Consider the following 19,585-nt stretch of genomic DNA (forward strand, 5'->3'; position numbering starts at 1 on the left):
ACTTTTCTAAAGTTCTACTAATTATTTCATCAATAACCTTAACCCTTCACGAATATAAGCGTCGGTTGTAGTGCGTTCCAGTTCTTCTAATATCTTTTCTACTTTATTCACTTCTCTCTTAGCATATCCAAGAGCATATAAAGCTTCTATTGCTTCTTGTAAAGAGAGATTACTCTGTTCTGAATCAATCCGTAAATCTTCTGACAACTGTCCAGTAAAGTTGTCTACACTCAATTCTCCTAACTTTCCTTTTAAGTCAAGAACGATCTGAGAAGCAGTTTTTTTCCCTACCCCTGGAAATTTCTGTAAAAATTTTATATCCTCATGTTCTATTGCCTGAATCAATCCCATATGATCTTCGTTCGCCAATATTGCTAAAGCACTTTTAGGACCGATACCGGAAACATTAATCAGTTTCAAAAAAAGGCCTTTTTCTTCATGGGACTTGAACCCGAATAATCTCATATCGTCTTGAGAAACATTTTGATAAAGATAAATCATTACTTCTTTAGAATGATAATCGGTATATCTAAACGGATTAGCCATTAAAATATGATAACCCACCCCATACGCTTCCACTACCAAGTAGCCAGGGTAGATATGAGTGAGGACACCTTTTATGTATTCGTACATTTACGCGCTCCTATTCTAGTTAAATTCCTTATTAGTGTAACATAGAAATACCCAGCCCGAAAAATCACTTTGGGCTGGGATGACTTATGCAAATTAGTTGAATTCTGAAATGTACTCTTCGTATCCTGTTTCTTTTAATTTTGATTTAGGAATAAATTTCATTGCAGCTGAATTAATACAGTAGCGCATGCCACCTTTTTCTTGCGGTCCATCATTAAATAAGTGCCCTAAGTGAGAGTTCGCTTCATTACTTCTAACTTCTACTCTTTCCATACCGTGCGAAGTATCTCTTAACTCTTTTATGCCTCGCTTTTGTATTGGCTTAGAAAATGATGGCCAACCACATCCTGCATCATATTTATCATTAGAAGAAAACAAGGGTTCTCCACTTACAATATCAACGAAAATACCCTCTTCATAAAAATCATCGTATTCTCCAGTGAACGCTCTTTCTGTTGCACTATTTTGAGTTACTTCATATTGTTCTTGAGTTAGTCGCTGTTTCAATTCCTCTTTCGAAACCTTTTCAGTCATTAAAACCCCTCCTATTCTTTTCTATTGTACCAATTTATAGTAAGGAATAAAAGTTTGTGCTCTATTAAATTTTGCTTAATGAGGATCTTGGATTCGTTTAAACATCTTTTCCATGTCCTTATTAGTCATTTTAACAAGTACTGGTCTCCCATGTGGACAATTATAAGGATTCTCTGTATATTTCAAATCTTCTAAAAGTCTTCTGGCTTCATTGGGAGTTAAAAAATGATTGGCTTTGATGGAACGTTTACAGCTCATCATAATGGCTGTTGCCTCTCTGAATTTTGCAATAGAGATTTGATTAGTTTCAAGCAGAAAATCAATCATTTCTTTGACAATTTCTTCTTCTTGCCCAGCTTTGAACCATGAAGGATGGCTCCTAATTAAAAAACTGTTTTGTCCGAATTCCTCTAGAGAAATCCCGGCAGTCTCTAATTTATTTAAATTTTCCCGAATCGTTATAGCATCATTGGCAGGATATTCCAATACGACTGGTACTAATAGGTTTTGTTGCACAGTCCCATCTTTTTCGATTTCTTTTCTATAATATTCATATTTGATTCGCTCTTGTGCGGCATGTTGATCAATAATAAATAAACCTTCTTCATTTTGAGCAAATAAGTAAGTACCATGCATTTGACCAACATAATCTAGAATCGGAAATGACTGATTGGCTTTTGATTCATTCATTACCTTATTTGCTGTTTGTAAAGGTGTTTCATTTATATGTGTATAATTATCCTCAAAATTTTTTTCATTCAATAGATTAGAATTATTCTGATTAGTATTTGTATATTCTTTAAACTTTTCAGACTCTAGGGATGAACGACTTTTTTCTTGACTCAACATACTTGATTCACTTTGTCCGTTTACATCATCTATTTGCTGATTTTGAAGATTTACGTTGTTTTGATTGTCTCTTTTATAATCATCAAAATCTGCTGAGAGATCTGATCCGTTTCTATTATCACTTTTATTCCAGTCAAACGATGTCTGAGTCGGTTTAGCATTTTTATGACCTTCACTTGAATAAATATTACCCATTGCATTCGGTATTCGTTGTTCAACACTCATTAGGTCATTTACAGCTTTTTTGACTAATTCACCTAATTCTTTTTCATTACTGATTCGAACCTGCTGTTTCGTTGGATGAACATTTACATCCAATAGTAATGGATCCATCTCAATATTTACGACTGCTAATGGATATCTTCCCACCATCAATTTAGAAGAATAACCGTCAACTATCGCTTGTGCCAGGGCGTAATTTTTTATATGTCTACCATTAACAATGATGGTCATATAAGATTTGCTTGCTCTAGTAGATTCCGGGAGTGATACATAACCGTAGACTTTAAAATCAAAGCTAGTTGCTTCGATTTTTTTCATTGTCTTAGCTGTCTGCACACCGTATACACCCGCAATGGCTTGCCGTATATCTCCATTACCTACTGTTTTTAGTAATGTCGTTTCATCACTGAATAAACGAAAGCTGATTTCTGGATGTGCTAAAGCTAAACGGTTAATCGTATCACTTATATGCGCTAATTCGGTTTTAATTGTCTTAACATACTTCAATCTAGCTGGTGTATTAAAGAAAAGTTGTTCAACTTTTATGGATGTTCCTCTTCTGGAAGAAGCAGGTTTATCCTCTATTAATTTTCCACCTTCAAGTTTTATATGTCTTCCAGCTTGACCTTCTTGAGCCGATTCAATAGTCACCATAGAAACAGAGGCTATACTAGGTAATGCTTCTCCCCTAAAACCTAAAGTCCGTATTCGGAATAAGTCTTCATTGGAAATCAATTTACTTGTAGCATGCCTTTCAAAAGCTTGCTCTACTTCGTTTGAATGAATACCTTCTCCATTATCAGTAACTTGAATCAATTTTAATCCTGCTTCTTCAACATGAATATCTATTTGCGTACTATTTGCATCTATTGAATTTTCAACGAGTTCTTTGACTACAGAAGCAGGTCGTTCTATGACTTCTCCTGCTGCTATTTGATTGGCTAATACGGAAGACATAATTTGTATTTTGGCCATATCGATCCTCTTTTCTGAATGATTCCAAAAATTATTTTAATTCATTTTGCAGTTCATTTAATAGATTGATTGCTTCTAGAGGTGTTAAATTCAAAATATTAGCTTTACGCAAAGATTCAATAACATTCCCTTCAGCTTCTTGCTTTTGAGCTCCAAATAAGGACAATTGTTCATCCACAGCAGAATTTTCCATTGCTAAATTTATTGCAGGTTCAGGAGTTGATTGTGCTTCAATTTCTTTATTTTTAAATAAATTTTCTTCTTTTTGCTCTAGCTGAGATAAAATATCTGATGCTCGTTCAATCAAAGTATCAGGTAGCCCAGCAAGTTTTGCAACTTGCACCCCATAACTTTTATCTGCTGGACCATCAAGCATTTTATGCAAGAAAACTAGTCGGCTGTTCTCTTCTACAGCACCAACATGAATATTTTTTAATCTAGATAGTCGCTGGTCTAAAATAGTCAACTCGTGATAATGCGTCGAGAACAAGGTTTTTGCTCCGATTTCATTATGGACAAATTCTATAATTGCTTCAGCCAATGCCATACCATCATATGTTGCTGTTCCTCGTCCGATCTCATCAAATAAGAGCAAACTTCTATTTGTGGCAAATTCTAACGCATTGTTTGTCTCCGTCATTTCAACCATAAATGTACTTTGGCCGCCAATTAAATCATCCATAGCTCCAATGCGTGTAAAGATACGATCAAAGATAGGTAACTTGGCATATTGACTTGGAACATAACATCCCATCTGTGCCATAATAACCGTTAATGCTAGTTGTCTCATATACGTACTTTTACCAGACATATTGGGACCAGTAATCAATAATATATCTGTTCCTTCTTCAAGATTAACATCATTAGGTACGTAAACTTGTTCTTTCATAACTTTTTCAACAACTGGATGGCGGCCGTCTTTGATCAATATATCTTGTGATTCTGTGTTAAATTCTGGTCTTACATAATTATACGTTTCACTAATGAAAGCGAAAGATTGCAAACAATCTATTTCAGCTACAATTCCCGCTAATTTTTGAAGTCTTTTAATATGAAATCTTACTTGTTCTCTAATTTTCACAAAAAGTTCGTATTCTAGTGCTTTGGATTTTTCTTCTGCTTCTAATATTAAAGATTCTTTTTCTTTTAGTTCAGGGGTGCTGTATCTTTCCGCATTGGTCAATGTTTGTTTTCTCTGATATCTATCATCATCAATTTTATCTACATTTGCTTTGGTAACTTCGATGTAGTAACCAAATACTTTATTAAATCCTATTTTTAAATTTTTGACTCCTGTTATCTCTCGTTCTTTTGCTTCCAAATTTGCAATCCATTTTTTCCCATTGATCATAGCATCTTTATATTCATCGAGTTTCTCATTGAACCCAACTTTAATAATTTCACCATCAGTAATGGATAAAGGGGGCTCTTCTTCAATAGCCTGATCAATAAGAGTGGCGATTTCTTCAACTGGATCTAATTCCTTTAGTAAGGAATCCCATTTATGAGATGCATTCATTGAATTGATAATTTGAATAAGATTTGGTATCTGATTAAGGGAATTTTTAAGTTGAATTAAATCGCGTGCGTTCACAGTTCCAAATGCTACTCTTCCGGCTAATCTTTCTAAATCATAAATACTGGTAAGTGTGTCCGACAAATCTGTTCGTTCAAAAAAATGATCAATTAGCACATCCACGATACTTAATCGATTTTCAATAGTATTTTTACTAATCAGAGGTTTCTCAAGCCATTGTCTAAGCATCCGTCCGCCCATCGCTGTTTTTGTTTCATCTAACAGCCAGAGCAATGTACCTTTTTTTGAACCATCTCTTAGAGAAACTGTCAATTCTAAGTTTCTACGAGCTTCTTGCCCATAAATTAAATAATGCGAAGTTTCATATTCTTCAGCGGGTTGGAGGTGATCCAAACTACGCATTTGCGTACTCATTAAATAAAGTAATAGTAGATCAAGTACTGGATAAAGAGATTTATTTGAACAGTTCTCTTTTAAATTATTTAGATTTTTGTCTTCTAAGTCATCTAGATGACTTTCTGAAACGACCATGTTTAATTCATCAATTAGTTTCTGCTGAAACATTTTCTCTTGATTAACTTGAAATAAAACTTCTTTTATCTTCAGAGACTGAAGTTCTGTTTTCACTTCTTGTTCATTACTCAAACTAGTGACTTTTAGTTCACCAGTCGTCAAATCAGTATAAGCGAACAAATAATCTTGTTCATTTTTTAAAACAGCTGCGATATAATTGTTTTCTTTAGCATCTACAGAAGAGGCATTCATGACCGTTCCCGGTGTAATAACTTGTACCACTTCTCTTTTGACCATGCCTTTAGCTAATTTTGGATCTTCGACTTGTTCACATATAGCTACTTTATGCCCTAGTTCTATTAGTGTATCAATATATCTTTGTGCAGAATGATGTGGTACTCCACACATTGGGATTTGTTCTTCAGCATTCTTGTTTCTACTGGTTAAAGTTAATTCCAATATCTGAGCGACTTCGATGGCATCATTAAAGAACAGTTCATAAAAGTCTCCTAATCTATAAAACAGATACACATCAGGATATTTTTCTTTAATTTCTAGATATTGAATCATCATTGGTGTATGTTTTGTCTTTTGAGGCATTAATCTCCTCACCCCTTTTACCATAAAATTACTAGTCAAATTTCAGTTTTGCTTATTTAATCATAAAACGGTGTATCGTCATCTATTCGAATTGATTCGATTATTTTTGTCTTACCAGTTACATTATCAAATTCTATGAAACAGCCATTTAATTTTTTACGTCCGTTATCTGGCACTTCAAATCGAGCAGGAAGCTGCGTTAAAAATTTGTTAATTATCGCTTCTCTTTTCATCCCTAAAATGCCATCGTAAAATCCAGTCATCCCCACGTCCGACATATAGCCAGTTCCAGAAGGAAGAATCCTCTGATCATTTGTCTGTACATGGGTATGTGTCCCGAGTACAGCAGAAGCATGTCCATCCATATACCATCCCATAGCTTCTTTTTCACTCGTTGCTTCTCCATGAAAATCTATCAATATATGTGGGGTTCTTTTCTTAGCCTCTTCAACTAATTTCATACCAATTTGAAAAGGATCTTCAAAATCTCCCATAAAAACTCTTCCATGTAAATTGATTACAGCTAGTTCTTGTTGATTGATTTTAATATAGGCGATACCCTTACCAGGAACTCCAACTGATGAAGGATAGTTTGCTGGTCGAATCAATTTTTTAGCATCATCTATGAAATCAAATATTTCTCTTTGATCCCAAGTGTGATTTCCCATTGTTACGGCATCTACTCCATTTTGCAAAAACTCTTTATAGATTTTTTCTGTAATCCCTCTTCCTCCAGCGGCATTTTCTCCATTCACTATTGTTGCTTGAGGCTTATATTTACTCTTTAATTTCGGTAAATACTCTCGAACCATTTCTTGCCCCACTGAGCCTACTACATCGCCTATAAATAATACTTTCATTTAATATTCCTCTTCTCCGTTAGGTACTTCTTATTTTACCAGTATTTACATAATAAAATCAAAGTGAAATAATGGTTTTTGTTTTATCACTTAATAACAAACTAACCTATATCTTAAGCACAAAAAAGCTAGAACAAGTATTTTGTTCTAGCTTTTTTGTTATTTAACTATTTTGCATATTCAACGGCTCTTGTTTCGCGTATAACCGTTACTTTAATGTGTCCAGGATAGTCCATATCTTCTTCAATTTGTTGACGTACACTGCGTGCCAATTTTGCCGCCATGCTATCATCAAGTTGATCCGGTCTTACAATAATTCGAACCTCTCGACCTGCTTGAATTGCATAACTTTCTTTAACGCCTTCAAATCCGTTTGAAATTCTTTCAAGATTTTCTAGTCGTTGTAAATAGTTTTCAAGTGATTCGCTTCTAGCGCCTGGTCTGGCAGCAGATATTGAATCTGCTGCCTCTACCAATACCGCAATAATCGAACTTGCTTCTACATCACCGTGATGTGAAGCAATAGCATTGATGACCGTCTCATTTTCTTGATACTTCATAGCAAGTTGAGCACCAATTTCAACATGAGATCCTTCGACTTCGCTATCTAATGCTTTTCCAATATCATGTAACAATCCAGCTCTTTTAGCAAGCTGTATGTCTTCGCCTAACTCTGCTGCCATTACACCAGCAACTTTTGCGACTTCTATTGAATGGTTCAAGACATTTTGACCATAGCTTGTTCTGAAATATAGGCGTCCAACTATTTTAATCAGGTCAGGATGTATCGAGTGGATTCCTAAGTCAAATATAGCTTCTTCCCCAATCTCGCGGATTCGTTCATCCATTTCCTTACGAGACTTTTCAACAGCCTCTTCAATGCGGCCCGGATGAATACGTCCATCAGAAATCAACTTCTCAAGTGCCATTTTTGCTATTTCTCGACGAATAGGATCAAATCCACTTAAAACGACTGCTTCAGGTGTATCGTCAATAATTAAATCCATTCCTGTTAAACTTTCTAGCGTGCGTATATTCCGACCCTCTCGACCAATAATGCGACCTTTCATGTCGTCATTTGGTAGATTGATTACGCTAACGGTTGTTTCAGTTACTTTGTCAGCTGCAGAACGTTGGATAGCTTGAGTTATCAAGTTTTTAGCTCTACGATCCGCTTCTAATTTAGCTTTGTCTTCATATTGTTTTACCATAACAGCTAACTCACGAGATAAGTCTTTTTCAGTTTGAGTTAATATGATTGATTTTGCTTCTTCTTGAGACAATGCTGCAATTGACTGTAATTTTTCTTGTTGTTTCATGATCAATTCTTCAGCTTCATTCTCTAGATCTTCTAGATTCTTTTGTCTAGTATTCAATCGTTCTTCTCTACTTTGTAAAGAACTTTCTCTTTTGTCCATTGTGTTAGCTTTACGCTCCAGATTATCTTCTCTCTGGTCTAAACGATTTTCTTGACGTGCTACTTCAGAGCGTCTTTCTTTTAACTCCCATTCTATTTCCGTACGGTAAGAATGGATTTCCTCTTTTGCCTCCAACAACGCTTCTTTTTTCAAGGTTTCAGCTTCTTTATTTGCATCTTCTACAATGTTATCAGCCGTTTTTCTTGAATCAGCTAGTCTTTTTTCGAAGCTTCTTTTATTAAAATATGCTCCTGCAACTATTCCGATAATTAAAGTAACGATAGCGAAGGCTACTGAGTAAAATAGAGTAATCATTTGGTCACCTCCGTATCATTATTTAGTTTTACATTTTATTCATATATATAAAAGTCAGGTACGATTTATGTTAAAGGTTTTTTTGTTAAAAAAATAACCAATCTAAAATTTAATTTATTTTATTTTAACATAATTGTGTAACAGACATACTAATTTTAAAGGTCTTCAGTCAATGTGTCAATACAGTTTAAAAAAAGAGGCGTATTTTAAATAGTTTTATTGATAAAAGTTAAAATATTCTTACTTGTTTAATCGCATAATCAAATTGTGTTATTGATTTCTTTATATGCTTTTTTTTATTAATATATATAACAAAAAAGCATGATCTAAAAGCAGAAAAGCTTTTAGATCATGCTTAGAATAGTTGACTAAATTAAATATCCAATGCTTCTGGTTCAGAACTTTTAGCATCCTGTTTTTCATTATTAGAATTGTCTGTCTTTTTAGATTTGCCTTTTTCACTTGCTTTATTCAAATCATTCACAAATTTAATATCTTCTTCGCTGCCAACTTCGAAAGCAACTCGAACTTTTCTTTCAATTTCTTTCAATAAGTCCGGATGTTCTACTAGATATTGTTTAGAATTCTCTCGTCCTTGGCCGATACGCTCGTCACCATAAGAGTACCAAGCACCAGCTTTATCAATAATTTCAACTTCGGCTCCCATATCTACAAGTTCTCCCACTTGAGATATTCCTTCTCCGTACATAATATCCACAAGGGCCACTTTAAATGGTGGAGCAACTTTATTCTTAACAACTTTTATCTTAGTTTTGTTCCCCGTCATATCTTTACCAGATTTGATAGATTCTCCACGACGAACTTCTAATCTTACAGTTGAATAAAATTTCAATGCACGTCCACCAGGAGTAGTCTCTGGACTACCAAACATAACACCTACTTTTTCACGAATCTGATTGATGAATAGAGCAATCGTTTTAGTTTTATTGATTGAGCCAGATAGCTTACGAAGTGCTTGAGACATTAAGCGTGCTTGTAGTCCAACGTGAGATGCGCCCATTTCACCGTCAATCTCAGCACGTGGTACTAAAGCAGCAACAGAATCGATAACTACCATATCGACTGCCCCACTGGAAACTAAAGCATCTGCAATTTCCAAAGCTTGTTCTCCAGTATCTGGTTGAGATAGTAGTAATTCATCAATGTCTACCCCTAAAGAACTAGCATACTTAGGATCTAGAGCATGTTCAGCATCAATAAAAGCAGCAATCCCACCATTAGCTTGAACTGATGCTATGGCATGTAAAGCTACTGTCGTTTTACCAGAACTCTCTGGTCCATATACTTCAATTATACGCCCACGTGGATATCCACCAACACCTAAAGCAACGTCAAGAGCTAATGATCCAGTTGAGATTGTTTTAATTTGAGTATCAACTTTTTCTCCCATTTTCATAATGGAGCCCTTACCAAAGTTTTTCTCAATTTTGCTAAGCGCCATTTCTAAAGCTTTTTTACGATCATCTGTCATTAATTAGTTCCTCCTATTATTTCATCAGGACAATTTAATATTATCTATTAACTACCATATACAGCAACTTTTTTAAGTAGAGATTGAGAAATATCTTACAAATCTAATTGACATTGCACTATAAAGTCTAGCAAATTTTCTTCACCGTGCAAACCACTGTTCTCACTGCTACTATTATAGTTTACTGTTTTTTCAAATAAAACGCAATAGTAAATCGAACATTTATTCGCTATATTGAGCAGGATGGTTTTCTCTTATTTATAGGCTATCTTCATCACAATAAACCCTTTTACTGATGGGCATCTCTAATAAAACTCGTCTAACCAAATCTAGTGCATTTTGCACTGCCAATCTACGATTTTTATTACGTTTATAAGCAAAATGATAATGTTTAGCAAAAGATTTACTTTCATTTAGTGCAATTCCAATCCATACTGTTCCAGGTATATTTCCTTCTAAAGCACTAGGTCCAGCTACTCCTGTTAACGAGACAGCAACATCCGCTTCAAACATATCTTTAACTCTCTCTGCCATTTCAATTGCACATTCCGGACTTACCACTCCAAAATTATCAATAACTTTCTGAGAAATACCTAAGGTCTTGTGTTTATGGTCCGAACTGTAGGTAACAATCCCACCATCAAAAATAGATCCTGCAGCTAAATCACTTGAAATACTACTTAAAAATGCACCGCCAGTTAAACTTTCAGCAGCCGTAATTTTTTTTTCTTGTTCGATCAGTATATCCTTGATAACATCTGATAATGTTTTTTCTCCGTAGCCGAACACAAACTCTTTTACTTCTTTATTTATAGCTTTTTCTACTTTATTAATCATTTTATCGCATTCTTCTTTAGATTGACCTTTTGCTGTAATACGAATTTTTAGCTCTCCACCTTCTGCATATATTGCAATTGTAGGATTCATTTGATTTTGAATTACTTTTTCTAATTTTAACGCCAATTGAGATTCCGTTAGGCCAAAAAGACGGATAATTCTCGAAACTAATTTCTGCTCATCTAAAATATTATCCACAATAACTTGAGTCAAGTAATTTTCTACCATGGGTTCTAATTCATCTGGTGGTCCTGGTAGTATTATATAAGAATGGTCTCCTTTTTCTAAGAAACTACCAACTGCCAGCCCGGTATCGTTAAGTAAAGGGATTGCGCCCATTAACATTAATGCCTGTAATTGATTATTCTTTGGCATTTCAAAATCAGAATTTTTATGATACGTAATTATTTTATTTTGTGTATCTTCATGTAAGACTAACTCTACATCAAGATATTCTGATAATACTTGCTTAGTGATATCATCTTCTGTAGGTCCTAAGCCACCTGAAAGTATAATCATATCTGACCTTGACTCAGCTGCTTTTATCGCCTCTTTAATTCTTTTAGCATTATCACCCACTGTTATATGATGATAAACCTCTATACTTAGTGATGCTAGTTTCTTTGCTATATAAGCTGAATTAGTATTAACCACTTGTCCGAGTAATAATTCTGTTCCTACTGATATAATTTCAGCTCTCACTATTTTACCTCCTACATAATATATACTTACCCTTTTTTAAAAAAATAATTTTTTATAGTATAATCATTTTAACATATCCATTTTTCTACGACTCTGATTATGATTATAACAAAAAACAGGTAACTCAATTGAGGTACCTGCATTTGCTAGAAATCAATGACTAAAAGTTCCTTTAAAAAAATGTCTAGCATTATAAAAATAATCTACTCCAGAATAAATAGTGAAGATAAGACTAATGTAAAGAAGGATCGTTGCAACTGGAACTCCCGTTAGATTAAAAGGGAAATTATCAATTAGCAACAATATGATCGCAAACATTTGTGCATTAGTTTTAACTTTACCTGGCCATGATGCAGCTAGAACTGTTCCTCCCTGCTCTACTAAAAGCAGTCTCAACCCTGTTACAGCTAGTTCTCTGCAAACAATTATCGCAATGACCCAAGCAGGAGCAAGCCCCAACTGAATGAGTAAAATAAAAGCTGTCATTACGAGCATTTTATCAGCAAGTGGATCTGCAAACTTGCCAAAATTGGAGACGATATTCATTTTCCGCGCTAAGTATCCATCTAACCAGTCTGTAATACTTGCTAGTGAGAATATAACTGCCGCTAAAAATAGATGAAGTTCTACACTTGATCCAAGTAATTTAATAGTCCCAAGATCATAGGGCCATAAGACCAGTATGATGAAAATTGGAATCATAATAATTCTTAATAAAGTTAATTTGTTAGGTAAATTCATTATTTCCTCCTACGCATTCAAATGAAAGACCAGAGATCAATCGTCTTTTCCCTCTCTGGTCTTTAAAAGATTAGATCAACAGCATCTTTCGATCACTCAAATTCAAATATCAATTCCTGTCTTACAGCGTTTGCTGACTCTTCTGCATAAGAAACACCTTGATCATTCAATTGAACTGAAGTTACCGCTGCATTACCAATAACAACTGTAACCGTTGAACTATCTTGATCAAATTTTGAAGAAAGTGAATTCCCATCAGTTAACAAAGACTGGTCAACTGTTGTACCATCTACCGATACACTTACCCACGATTCTCCACCTTCAGCAGTTAAAGTAATTTGTTGTTCTGCCGGTATAGTTCCACTTACCGTAAAGTTTGTTGTTCCACCATTACTGGAAGTTTGAGTAATATTCAACTCTTCTTTCTCATCATTTTCCTCTTCTTTTGGTTCTTCCTTTGGTTCTTCTTCAGCTGGCTGGTCTTTTTGATCAGTACTATCGTCTGTTTCACTTTCAGAATCAGTACTTTCGTTACTGCCAACTTCAACGTCTTGTTTCTCAGACGTTTTATCTTGTATCACTGGTGTATCACTATCATTAGAACCTTTGACAACAGCCCAGTAAAAAACTACTGCAATTGACAATACTAATAATATAATCAAAATAGTTGGTAAACTGTCTTGTATAGTATCCATAATGCTACTACTTTTAGGCTTGGATCTTGTTTGAGTCGTTATTACTTTTTCAGAATATTCATCGTTTTTAGCTTTAGGAATGTCAGAATGATCTTTTAAAAGCTGTTCTCCATCTAAACCTACTGTATCAGCATACTGTTTAATAAATGCTCTTGCATAAAAGTTACCTGGCAATACTTCAAGATTGCCTTCTTCAACAGCGATTAAATATCTTTTTTGAATTTTTGTCATTTGTTGTAAATCATCCAGTGTATAACCTTTGGCTTTTCTAGCTTCTTTAAGCTTTTCGCCTACTTCATTCAATCTTTGTCACCTGCCCTAAAGTATTTCTTTATACTCGTTACTCAATTATTTTTATTTAGATTTTATATTTTCATATATTTGTACTCTATATACTCAATATATTGTACAGAAATGAATCATCTGTTCTAGTAAAAATGAAACAATGGAGAACGTTTCATTTCTAAAAGTATACCATATGAAAAACTTAGAGTATAGGGTGATTATTCTTACAAATTCCATAATTCTTAAGATTTTATTAGGATAACTAAAGGAGCTTTTTTTAAACTTAATGGACTATTTAGATTTAGGCAGCACACGAAATTCTGACATGTTTTCTTTATGGATATATTGTACTGCCATTTTTTCTATATCCTTCAGTTCAATAGATTCCATCAAAGGAACAATATCAAAAATTGTTACATTTTCAAATTGAAGATCACTAAACTGATGAGCAATAAATTCTAACGAATTAAATGATTGAAGAATTTCTCCAATACTACTTTTCTTAACAATCTCAAAATGTTTTTCATTCATATCTGGATTATTTTCTATTGTTAAAAGTAAATTTTTTAATATATTTATCAATTGTTCAGGTTCTTTAGTATCACCACCTACACTTAAGTAATCTATTTCTCTCTCAAAAGTATACTCATAATTAAAACTATCATCTATAAGGCCTTCATCATATAATTTTAGATAAGTAGAAGATGTTTCTCCAAATAATAATTTTAATAAGAATTCTATACCTATAAGTTGCCTTAATGCTGCTTCTCCATTTAAATGATGTTTTTTGCCTTTTATTCCTACTAACACTTTTGGTTTACTTATAGGTAATGTAATTTCTCCTCTTGGAATGACTTTAGTTTCTTCCTCACTAGGAAACTTTCTTTTAATTTCTTGAAATTCATTAAAGTTTTTTTGATTCTGATTCTGTCTGATCCATTCAATTGTTTGTTCCAATTCAAAATTACCTGTTATAAACAATTGCATATTATGTGGATGATAAAAAGTTTGATAATTTTTATATAATAGGTCTGCATTAATATCTTTTATGCTTTCAACTGTTCCTGCAATATCAACACTGGCCGGATGATTAGGATACAAATTCTCTAACAATCCAAACATAACTCGCCATTCGGGGAGGTCATCATACATCTGAATTTCTTGTCCAATAATTCCTTTTTCTTTATTAACTGATTCATTAGTAAAATAAGGTTTTTGGACAAAATCAAGCAATGTAACTAAATTTTCTTTGAAGTGACTTGTGCTTGAAAATAAATAGGCAGTTTTTGTAAAACTGGTAAAAGCATTTGCAGAAGCGCCAAAGTGTGAAAAGTCATCAAATACGTCGCCATTTTTATTTTCAAACATTTTATGTTCAAGAAAATGCGCAATACCACCAGGCATTTTCACAAATTCAGTTTCTCCTATAGGAACAAATTGCTGGTCGATAGATCCAAAATTTGTACTAAAAAGTGCATAAGTTTTATAAAAATCTGTTTTTGGAAGGAGCCTAACAGTAAGTCCATTCGGCAAAATTTCTTCATAGATCGTTTCATCCATGCTTGTATACTTTGTTCTTTCCAAATTATTCTTCCTTTCCAATTAATAAAAATTCAGCTTTTAACTGTACCTCTTTTGCTGCATTCATAACTTCTGCTTTTGTTACTCCCTCTATTCTTTCCACCCATTCTTCAATTCTCATTTGTGGCTCTTTAATTATCATACTAGCATATGCTCTTTCGATCATACTATTTGCATTATCTGCAGAATGATATAAAGAATTTTTCAATAATTCTTTCGTTTGTTTCATAGCATCATCATTAAAATCTCCTTGTTTTAGTGCATCTAATTCTCTTAAAACAATTTCTCTGACATGAGATGCTTCTTTTTGATCAATTCCCGAATAAACAAACATTGAACCAGTAAATGTATCAATCCCACTAGAAATAGTATAAGCTAAACTTTCTTTTTCTCTTACATTCATAAAGAGTTTAGAGTGAGGATATCCTCCAAATAGTCCATTAAATACCTCTCCGACATAATAATTGCTTTGATGATAAAAAATATTAGTATTAAATGCTAAATTATATCTAGACTGTGTTAAGTCTTGTTTTTCTGTTTTTCTTTTTATATCAGTGGCTTTTTTTAATTTATAGAAAGGATTTTGAGTATTGATTTCTCGATCGGCAAACTTAAATCGCTTGAATGTATTAAAAATATTTTCTTCAATCACATCCCCTAAAACAAAAATATCAATTTCATTTTTGTAAAGCATCCTCTTATATGCTTTATAAAGATTTTCTGGAGTGATGGCGTTAAGATCTTCTTCCCTACCAAAGGACGGAATCTTTTGTTCTTCTGTATCAAAGTATAACTCATTTAGTGCAATAGCAGAGTAGTCCTGTTTGTCATCATAGATTGCTTCATATTCATCTCTTAAATTATTGATTTCTCTCTTAAATGTTTCGCTGTGAAAAGCTTCATGATAAGCATTAGGATAGTAAAGTATATTTTCTAAAAACGCAATTGCTTTTTCTAATATATCTTTTTCTCTTAAATACTTTTCATTTACAATACTCATACTTACCGAAATAATATGATACTTACCTTTTTTAGAAACACTTGTAGATAAACGCGCTCCATACAATTCAGAAAGAGCATTTCTAAAATCAGTCTGTGTTGGATAATGTTGACTGTTAGTATTTATCAAATTAGAAATTAATGTTCTTTTAGTCATATGACCAGCATCCAGAATTTCCTTAAATTTTATAGTTATAGTAACTGTTTTAAACTTTTCTGTCGGCATGACGTGCAATTTCACGCCTTTTGCTAAATTAATTTGCATAATTTCATCCTTACATAATTATTTATTTTAATTATCCTCTAGTTTTAAAAATGGTAACTCAAAGAGGCTAGAACTGTAACGTTCTAGCCTCTAATCACTTTATATGAATTCTAGAATAGTAACGCTTTTAATTGATCTACTCTATCTATATGCTCCCATGGCAAATCGATATCGGTGCGTCCAAAATGACCATAAGCAGCCGTTTGTCTATATATTGGTCTTTGCAGATCAAGCATCTTGATAATACCAGCTGGTCTAAGGTCAAATATCTGACGAATAGCTTCAATAATTTTTGTATCAGAAAGTTTACTTGTATTAAAAGTATCTACTGCGATTGAAATAGGTTGAGCAACTCCTATAGCATAGGCAAGCTGTACTTCAACTTTTTCTGCAATACTAGCCGCAACCAAATTTTTCGCAATATAACGTGCTGCGTAACTTGCTGAACGATCCACTTTAGTAGCATCTTTTCCAGAAAATGCACCACCACCGTGTCTAGCGTATCCACCGTACGTATCAACAATAATTTTACGCCCCGTTAATCCTGCATCTCCTTGAGGTCCACCAACCACAAATCTACCAGTTGGATTAATATAATATTTAGTATTTTCATCTAGCCATTTAGAAGGAATTACTTCCTCGATAACATGTTTCATCACATCACTCTTCAATGTATCATAATCAATATCTGGAGAATGTTGAGTGCTTACTACAATAGTATCTATCCGTTTAGGTCTATCTTGTTCATCATATTCTACTGTTACTTGAGCTTTTGCATCAGGTCTTAAGTATTTCAAAATATTTTCTTTCCTAACTTGCGCGATTCTTCTGGTTAACTTATGGCTTAACGAGATAGGCAACGGCATTAATTCTGGTGTTTCATTTGAAGCGAATCCAAACATTAATCCTTGATCTCCAGCACCAATTTTATCTAATTCATCTTGTCCTACAGATGCTTTAAATTCTGCAGAGTCATCTACTCCTATTGAAATATCAGGAGACTGATCATCAATTGATACTAGAACTGCACATGTCTCAGCATCAAATCCATATTTAGCACGAGTATAACCAATTTCCTTAATTGTATCTCTAGCAACCTTTTGCATATCTACATAAGTATTTGTCCTAATCTCACCTGCTATTAGAACTAATCCTGTAGTAACCATCGTTTCACAAGCAACACGTGCATCAGGATCTTTTTCTAATATCGCATCTAAAACTGCATCACTGATTTGATCAGCAATTTTATCTGGATGTCCCTCAGAAACAGATTCTGAAGTAAATAGTTTTCTTTCTACCATTTTTTTTATTCCCCCTATTTCAGTATCGGTTACAAGGCTTCCGACCTGGTCTGTGGCCGTCCTATCGGGAATTCATTGTAAACCTATATTAGTTTACCATATAAATTTAAAACATTCATTCTCATTTTAAGAATATTTTATATAGTCTTCTAAAATTGTGTTATGATAAAACAAATGACTGCTAAAGGATGGAACAAAAGTGAAGTTAAGTCTATTAAACTCTAAAAAAAATGCAAAATTTTTTTATTTTATTTTTCCAACCTTTTATATATTGTTTGGATTAATTTATGCAATTCCATTTTCCACTTTGAATATTATCTCTTTTTTCGTCCTCTACTTGTTTGTCTTATTAAATCAACTGCTCGAAACATATTTTAGAAATTACTTCATTTTAAAGATGAAGTTCCACAAAAAAAATATTGGGATACTAGAATTTTTTATTGGGTTGAGCTTACTGTATTTCATCATAATGCATTCTTGGGTATCGGGTTTGTTACTAGTTTGCTACACACTTATGGTACAAGGTAAATATCTATTTATTCACTACGGATTAGATTTCTTATCAATTTCTTTAACGACATTATTCAAAAGTTTATTACTAAATATATTTGGATTTTATATTCATACTGGATTTATCTCAAACACAATATTTATTTATTTACTTCCATTAATTATACCGATATTTTCATATGAATATTATACTTGGAATAAGGTGATTCCTAATAACGTAAAATATCTGATAGCTATCCTTTCATACTTATTAACGATCACTTTAACATGGTCTATATTGTCATGGTGGAGCTTACTTTTACTACTATCTGCGATCCTGCTTCCTTTATTTTTATTGAGTAACAAAAAACAATCAATTTTATTTTTCAGTACAACATTTACACTGAACTACTTTATTTTGTTATTAGTTTTTATTTTAGTATATTCGTAGTATTTTTATAAAAATGGTTTATCTAATATTTAAGAACATTATAGATGATATAAATTTAAACTATTTACGATATCTTTTTTAGTAAGTTTGAACTTAAGAAAAATAAATTTTAAAAATGTTACTCTAAAAACTGAATTATTTTAACTTGGTTCTATAATATTATAGAACGCTTTTTTTAGTTGTTTCACCAAAACAACTAAACTATTATTTTGTACTAAAAAAAGAGTATAATTTCATTTACGCGAAATGTAGTGACCCCCAAATGTTAGACTTACTCGGAGTGGAGAAATCCACTCCGCTTTTTTTATATAATTGAAAAACTTCACGCTTTTTTTTGATACGCTATTCTGTATGCTATCGGACTCATCCAATTTAATTTCTTTTTCATACGCTTTTGATTGTAATAGTCAATAAATCTTGTAATTGCTTGTTCAAGTTCTTCGTAGCTATAGAAGATTCTTCCATGGTAAATTTCTTGTTTTAATAAACTGAAGAAATTCTCCATTGGAGAATTATCCAAACAGTTTCCTTTTCGGGAGAAGCTTTGAAAAATCTTATGCTTTTTAAGCTCGGCTTGATATTGATACATTTGATAAGCCCAACCACGATCAGAATGAAACGTTCTACGATACTTACAATCGTCAGTGACTTTGATGGCTTCTTTTAAAGCTTCTAAAATTGAGCCTGCATTAGGACGTTTAGCTATCTGGAAAGAGAGAATATCAAGATTAAACAGATCCATAAACGGGTCAAAATAGAGTTTTCTTAGTGAGCGTTTCCCTGTATGATCTACCTCATAATACTTCAATTCAGTCGTATCTGTGGTAATTTTTTGGTGAACGATGGATGTATTGAAACGTTGATCCACTAGATTTTTTTTAGGGCTTCCAGTGTCTCCTTTGTAAGAAGAATATTTACGAGATTTTCGAGTATACGAAGTAACGTTTAGTCCATTCTCTCTCATTAATCGCTCAACTTTTTTCTTATTGTCTCGTTTGTCAAATTAAGCTAGACGGTTTCCAATCTGATACATGCTCATGAAAAACTTCCATAGGGGTTCTATAATCTAAAGACTTTCTAGGAATCGTATTTCTGTAGTTTGAAACAGAAGAAATAAAGGATTGATCGGTTTTATTAAAGTCCATCTGTTTTGGCAGTCCGTCACGTCGAAGCAATCCGTTAGAGTGTTCATTCAGCCCACGCTGAGACGGACAACCAGGATCTGCAAAGAAAATAGAAATATCATGGTGGTTACTAACTGATTTCCAATTAGAGAACTCTTTTCCACAAT

The 19,585-nt window shown here is 33.3% G+C and carries 14 protein-coding genes, 1 pseudogene and 1 riboswitch; all 15 genes and pseudogenes read right to left on the reverse strand.

Annotated features, from left to right (window positions below; genetic code table 11):
* Positions 1-21 precede the first annotated feature (21 nt).
* The gene (gene ruvA, locus BLT22_RS01015) at positions 22-633 is read right to left on the reverse strand and encodes a Holliday junction branch migration protein RuvA (protein WP_091759617.1); all 612 of its coding nucleotides are present in this window, start codon (positions 631-633) and stop codon (positions 22-24) included.
* A gap of 93 nt (positions 634-726) precedes the next feature.
* A complete protein-coding gene (msrB, locus tag BLT22_RS01020; RefSeq protein ID WP_091759619.1) occupies positions 727-1,167 on the reverse strand; it encodes a peptide-methionine (R)-S-oxide reductase MsrB in 441 nt (146 codons plus the stop codon).
* 75 nt (positions 1,168-1,242) lie between these two features.
* Positions 1,243-3,213, reverse strand: coding sequence for a DNA mismatch repair endonuclease MutL (gene mutL / locus BLT22_RS01025; RefSeq protein ID WP_091759621.1), 1,971 nt, complete (start codon positions 3,211-3,213; stop codon positions 1,243-1,245).
* A gap of 31 nt (positions 3,214-3,244) precedes the next feature.
* Positions 3,245-5,863, reverse strand: a complete 2,619-nt coding sequence (gene mutS, locus BLT22_RS01030; RefSeq protein WP_091759624.1) for a DNA mismatch repair protein MutS — start codon at positions 5,861-5,863, stop codon at positions 3,245-3,247.
* 56 nt (positions 5,864-5,919) lie between these two features.
* Positions 5,920-6,723 (reverse strand): TIGR00282 family metallophosphoesterase, encoded by an 804-nt coding sequence (locus BLT22_RS01035; RefSeq protein ID WP_087057945.1) that lies wholly within the window; start codon positions 6,721-6,723, stop codon positions 5,920-5,922.
* A gap of 167 nt (positions 6,724-6,890) precedes the next feature.
* Complete coding sequence (gene rny, locus BLT22_RS01040) at positions 6,891-8,456, reverse strand: ribonuclease Y (RefSeq protein ID WP_091759627.1); 1,566 nt, start codon at positions 8,454-8,456, stop codon at positions 6,891-6,893.
* A 373-nt stretch (positions 8,457-8,829) separates the two neighbouring features.
* Entirely contained in the window at positions 8,830-9,948 is a 1,119-nt protein-coding gene (gene recA / locus BLT22_RS01045; RefSeq protein ID WP_091759629.1) for a recombinase RecA, read from the reverse strand.
* A gap of 258 nt (positions 9,949-10,206) precedes the next feature.
* Positions 10,207-11,487: a competence/damage-inducible protein A gene (locus BLT22_RS01050; protein ID WP_091759632.1), complete on the reverse strand. Its 1,281-nt coding sequence runs from the start codon at positions 11,485-11,487 to the stop codon at positions 10,207-10,209.
* Between the two features lie 153 nt (positions 11,488-11,640).
* Positions 11,641-12,228 carry a CDP-diacylglycerol--glycerol-3-phosphate 3-phosphatidyltransferase gene (gene pgsA, locus BLT22_RS01055; protein WP_091759635.1) on the reverse strand — a complete coding sequence of 196 codons (588 nt, stop codon included), beginning with the start codon at positions 12,226-12,228 and terminating at the stop codon, positions 11,641-11,643.
* A 92-nt stretch (positions 12,229-12,320) separates the two neighbouring features.
* Entirely contained in the window at positions 12,321-13,226 is a 906-nt protein-coding gene (locus BLT22_RS01060; protein WP_091759638.1) for a helix-turn-helix domain-containing protein, read from the reverse strand.
* A 273-nt stretch (positions 13,227-13,499) separates the two neighbouring features.
* Positions 13,500-14,792, reverse strand: coding sequence for an EF-P 5-aminopentanol modification-associated protein YfmH (yfmH, locus tag BLT22_RS01065; protein WP_091759641.1), 1,293 nt, complete (start codon positions 14,790-14,792; stop codon positions 13,500-13,502).
* Position 14,793: 1 nt separating this feature from the next.
* Positions 14,794-16,053: an EF-P 5-aminopentanol modification-associated protein YfmF gene (gene yfmF / locus BLT22_RS01070; RefSeq protein ID WP_091759644.1), complete on the reverse strand. Its 1,260-nt coding sequence runs from the start codon at positions 16,051-16,053 to the stop codon at positions 14,794-14,796.
* 110 nt (positions 16,054-16,163) lie between these two features.
* Positions 16,164-17,354 carry a methionine adenosyltransferase gene (metK, locus tag BLT22_RS01075; RefSeq protein WP_091759646.1) on the reverse strand — a complete coding sequence of 397 codons (1,191 nt, stop codon included), beginning with the start codon at positions 17,352-17,354 and terminating at the stop codon, positions 16,164-16,166.
* Positions 17,352-17,440: riboswitch (SMK box riboswitch) on the reverse strand. It overlaps the preceding gene by 3 nt.
* 1,176 nt (positions 17,441-18,616) lie before the next feature.
* A pseudogene (locus BLT22_RS01085) lies at positions 18,617-19,282 on the reverse strand (IS3 family transposase); the annotation flags it as partial.
* 10 nt (positions 19,283-19,292) lie between these two features.
* Positions 19,293-19,585: IS30 family transposase (locus BLT22_RS01090; RefSeq protein ID WP_143020609.1), on the reverse strand; the 293-nt coding region annotated here is incomplete at its 5' end.

Source organism: Marinilactibacillus psychrotolerans (assembly GCF_900101525.1).
GTDB classification, from domain to species: Bacteria; Bacillota; Bacilli; order Lactobacillales; family Carnobacteriaceae_A; genus Marinilactibacillus; species Marinilactibacillus psychrotolerans.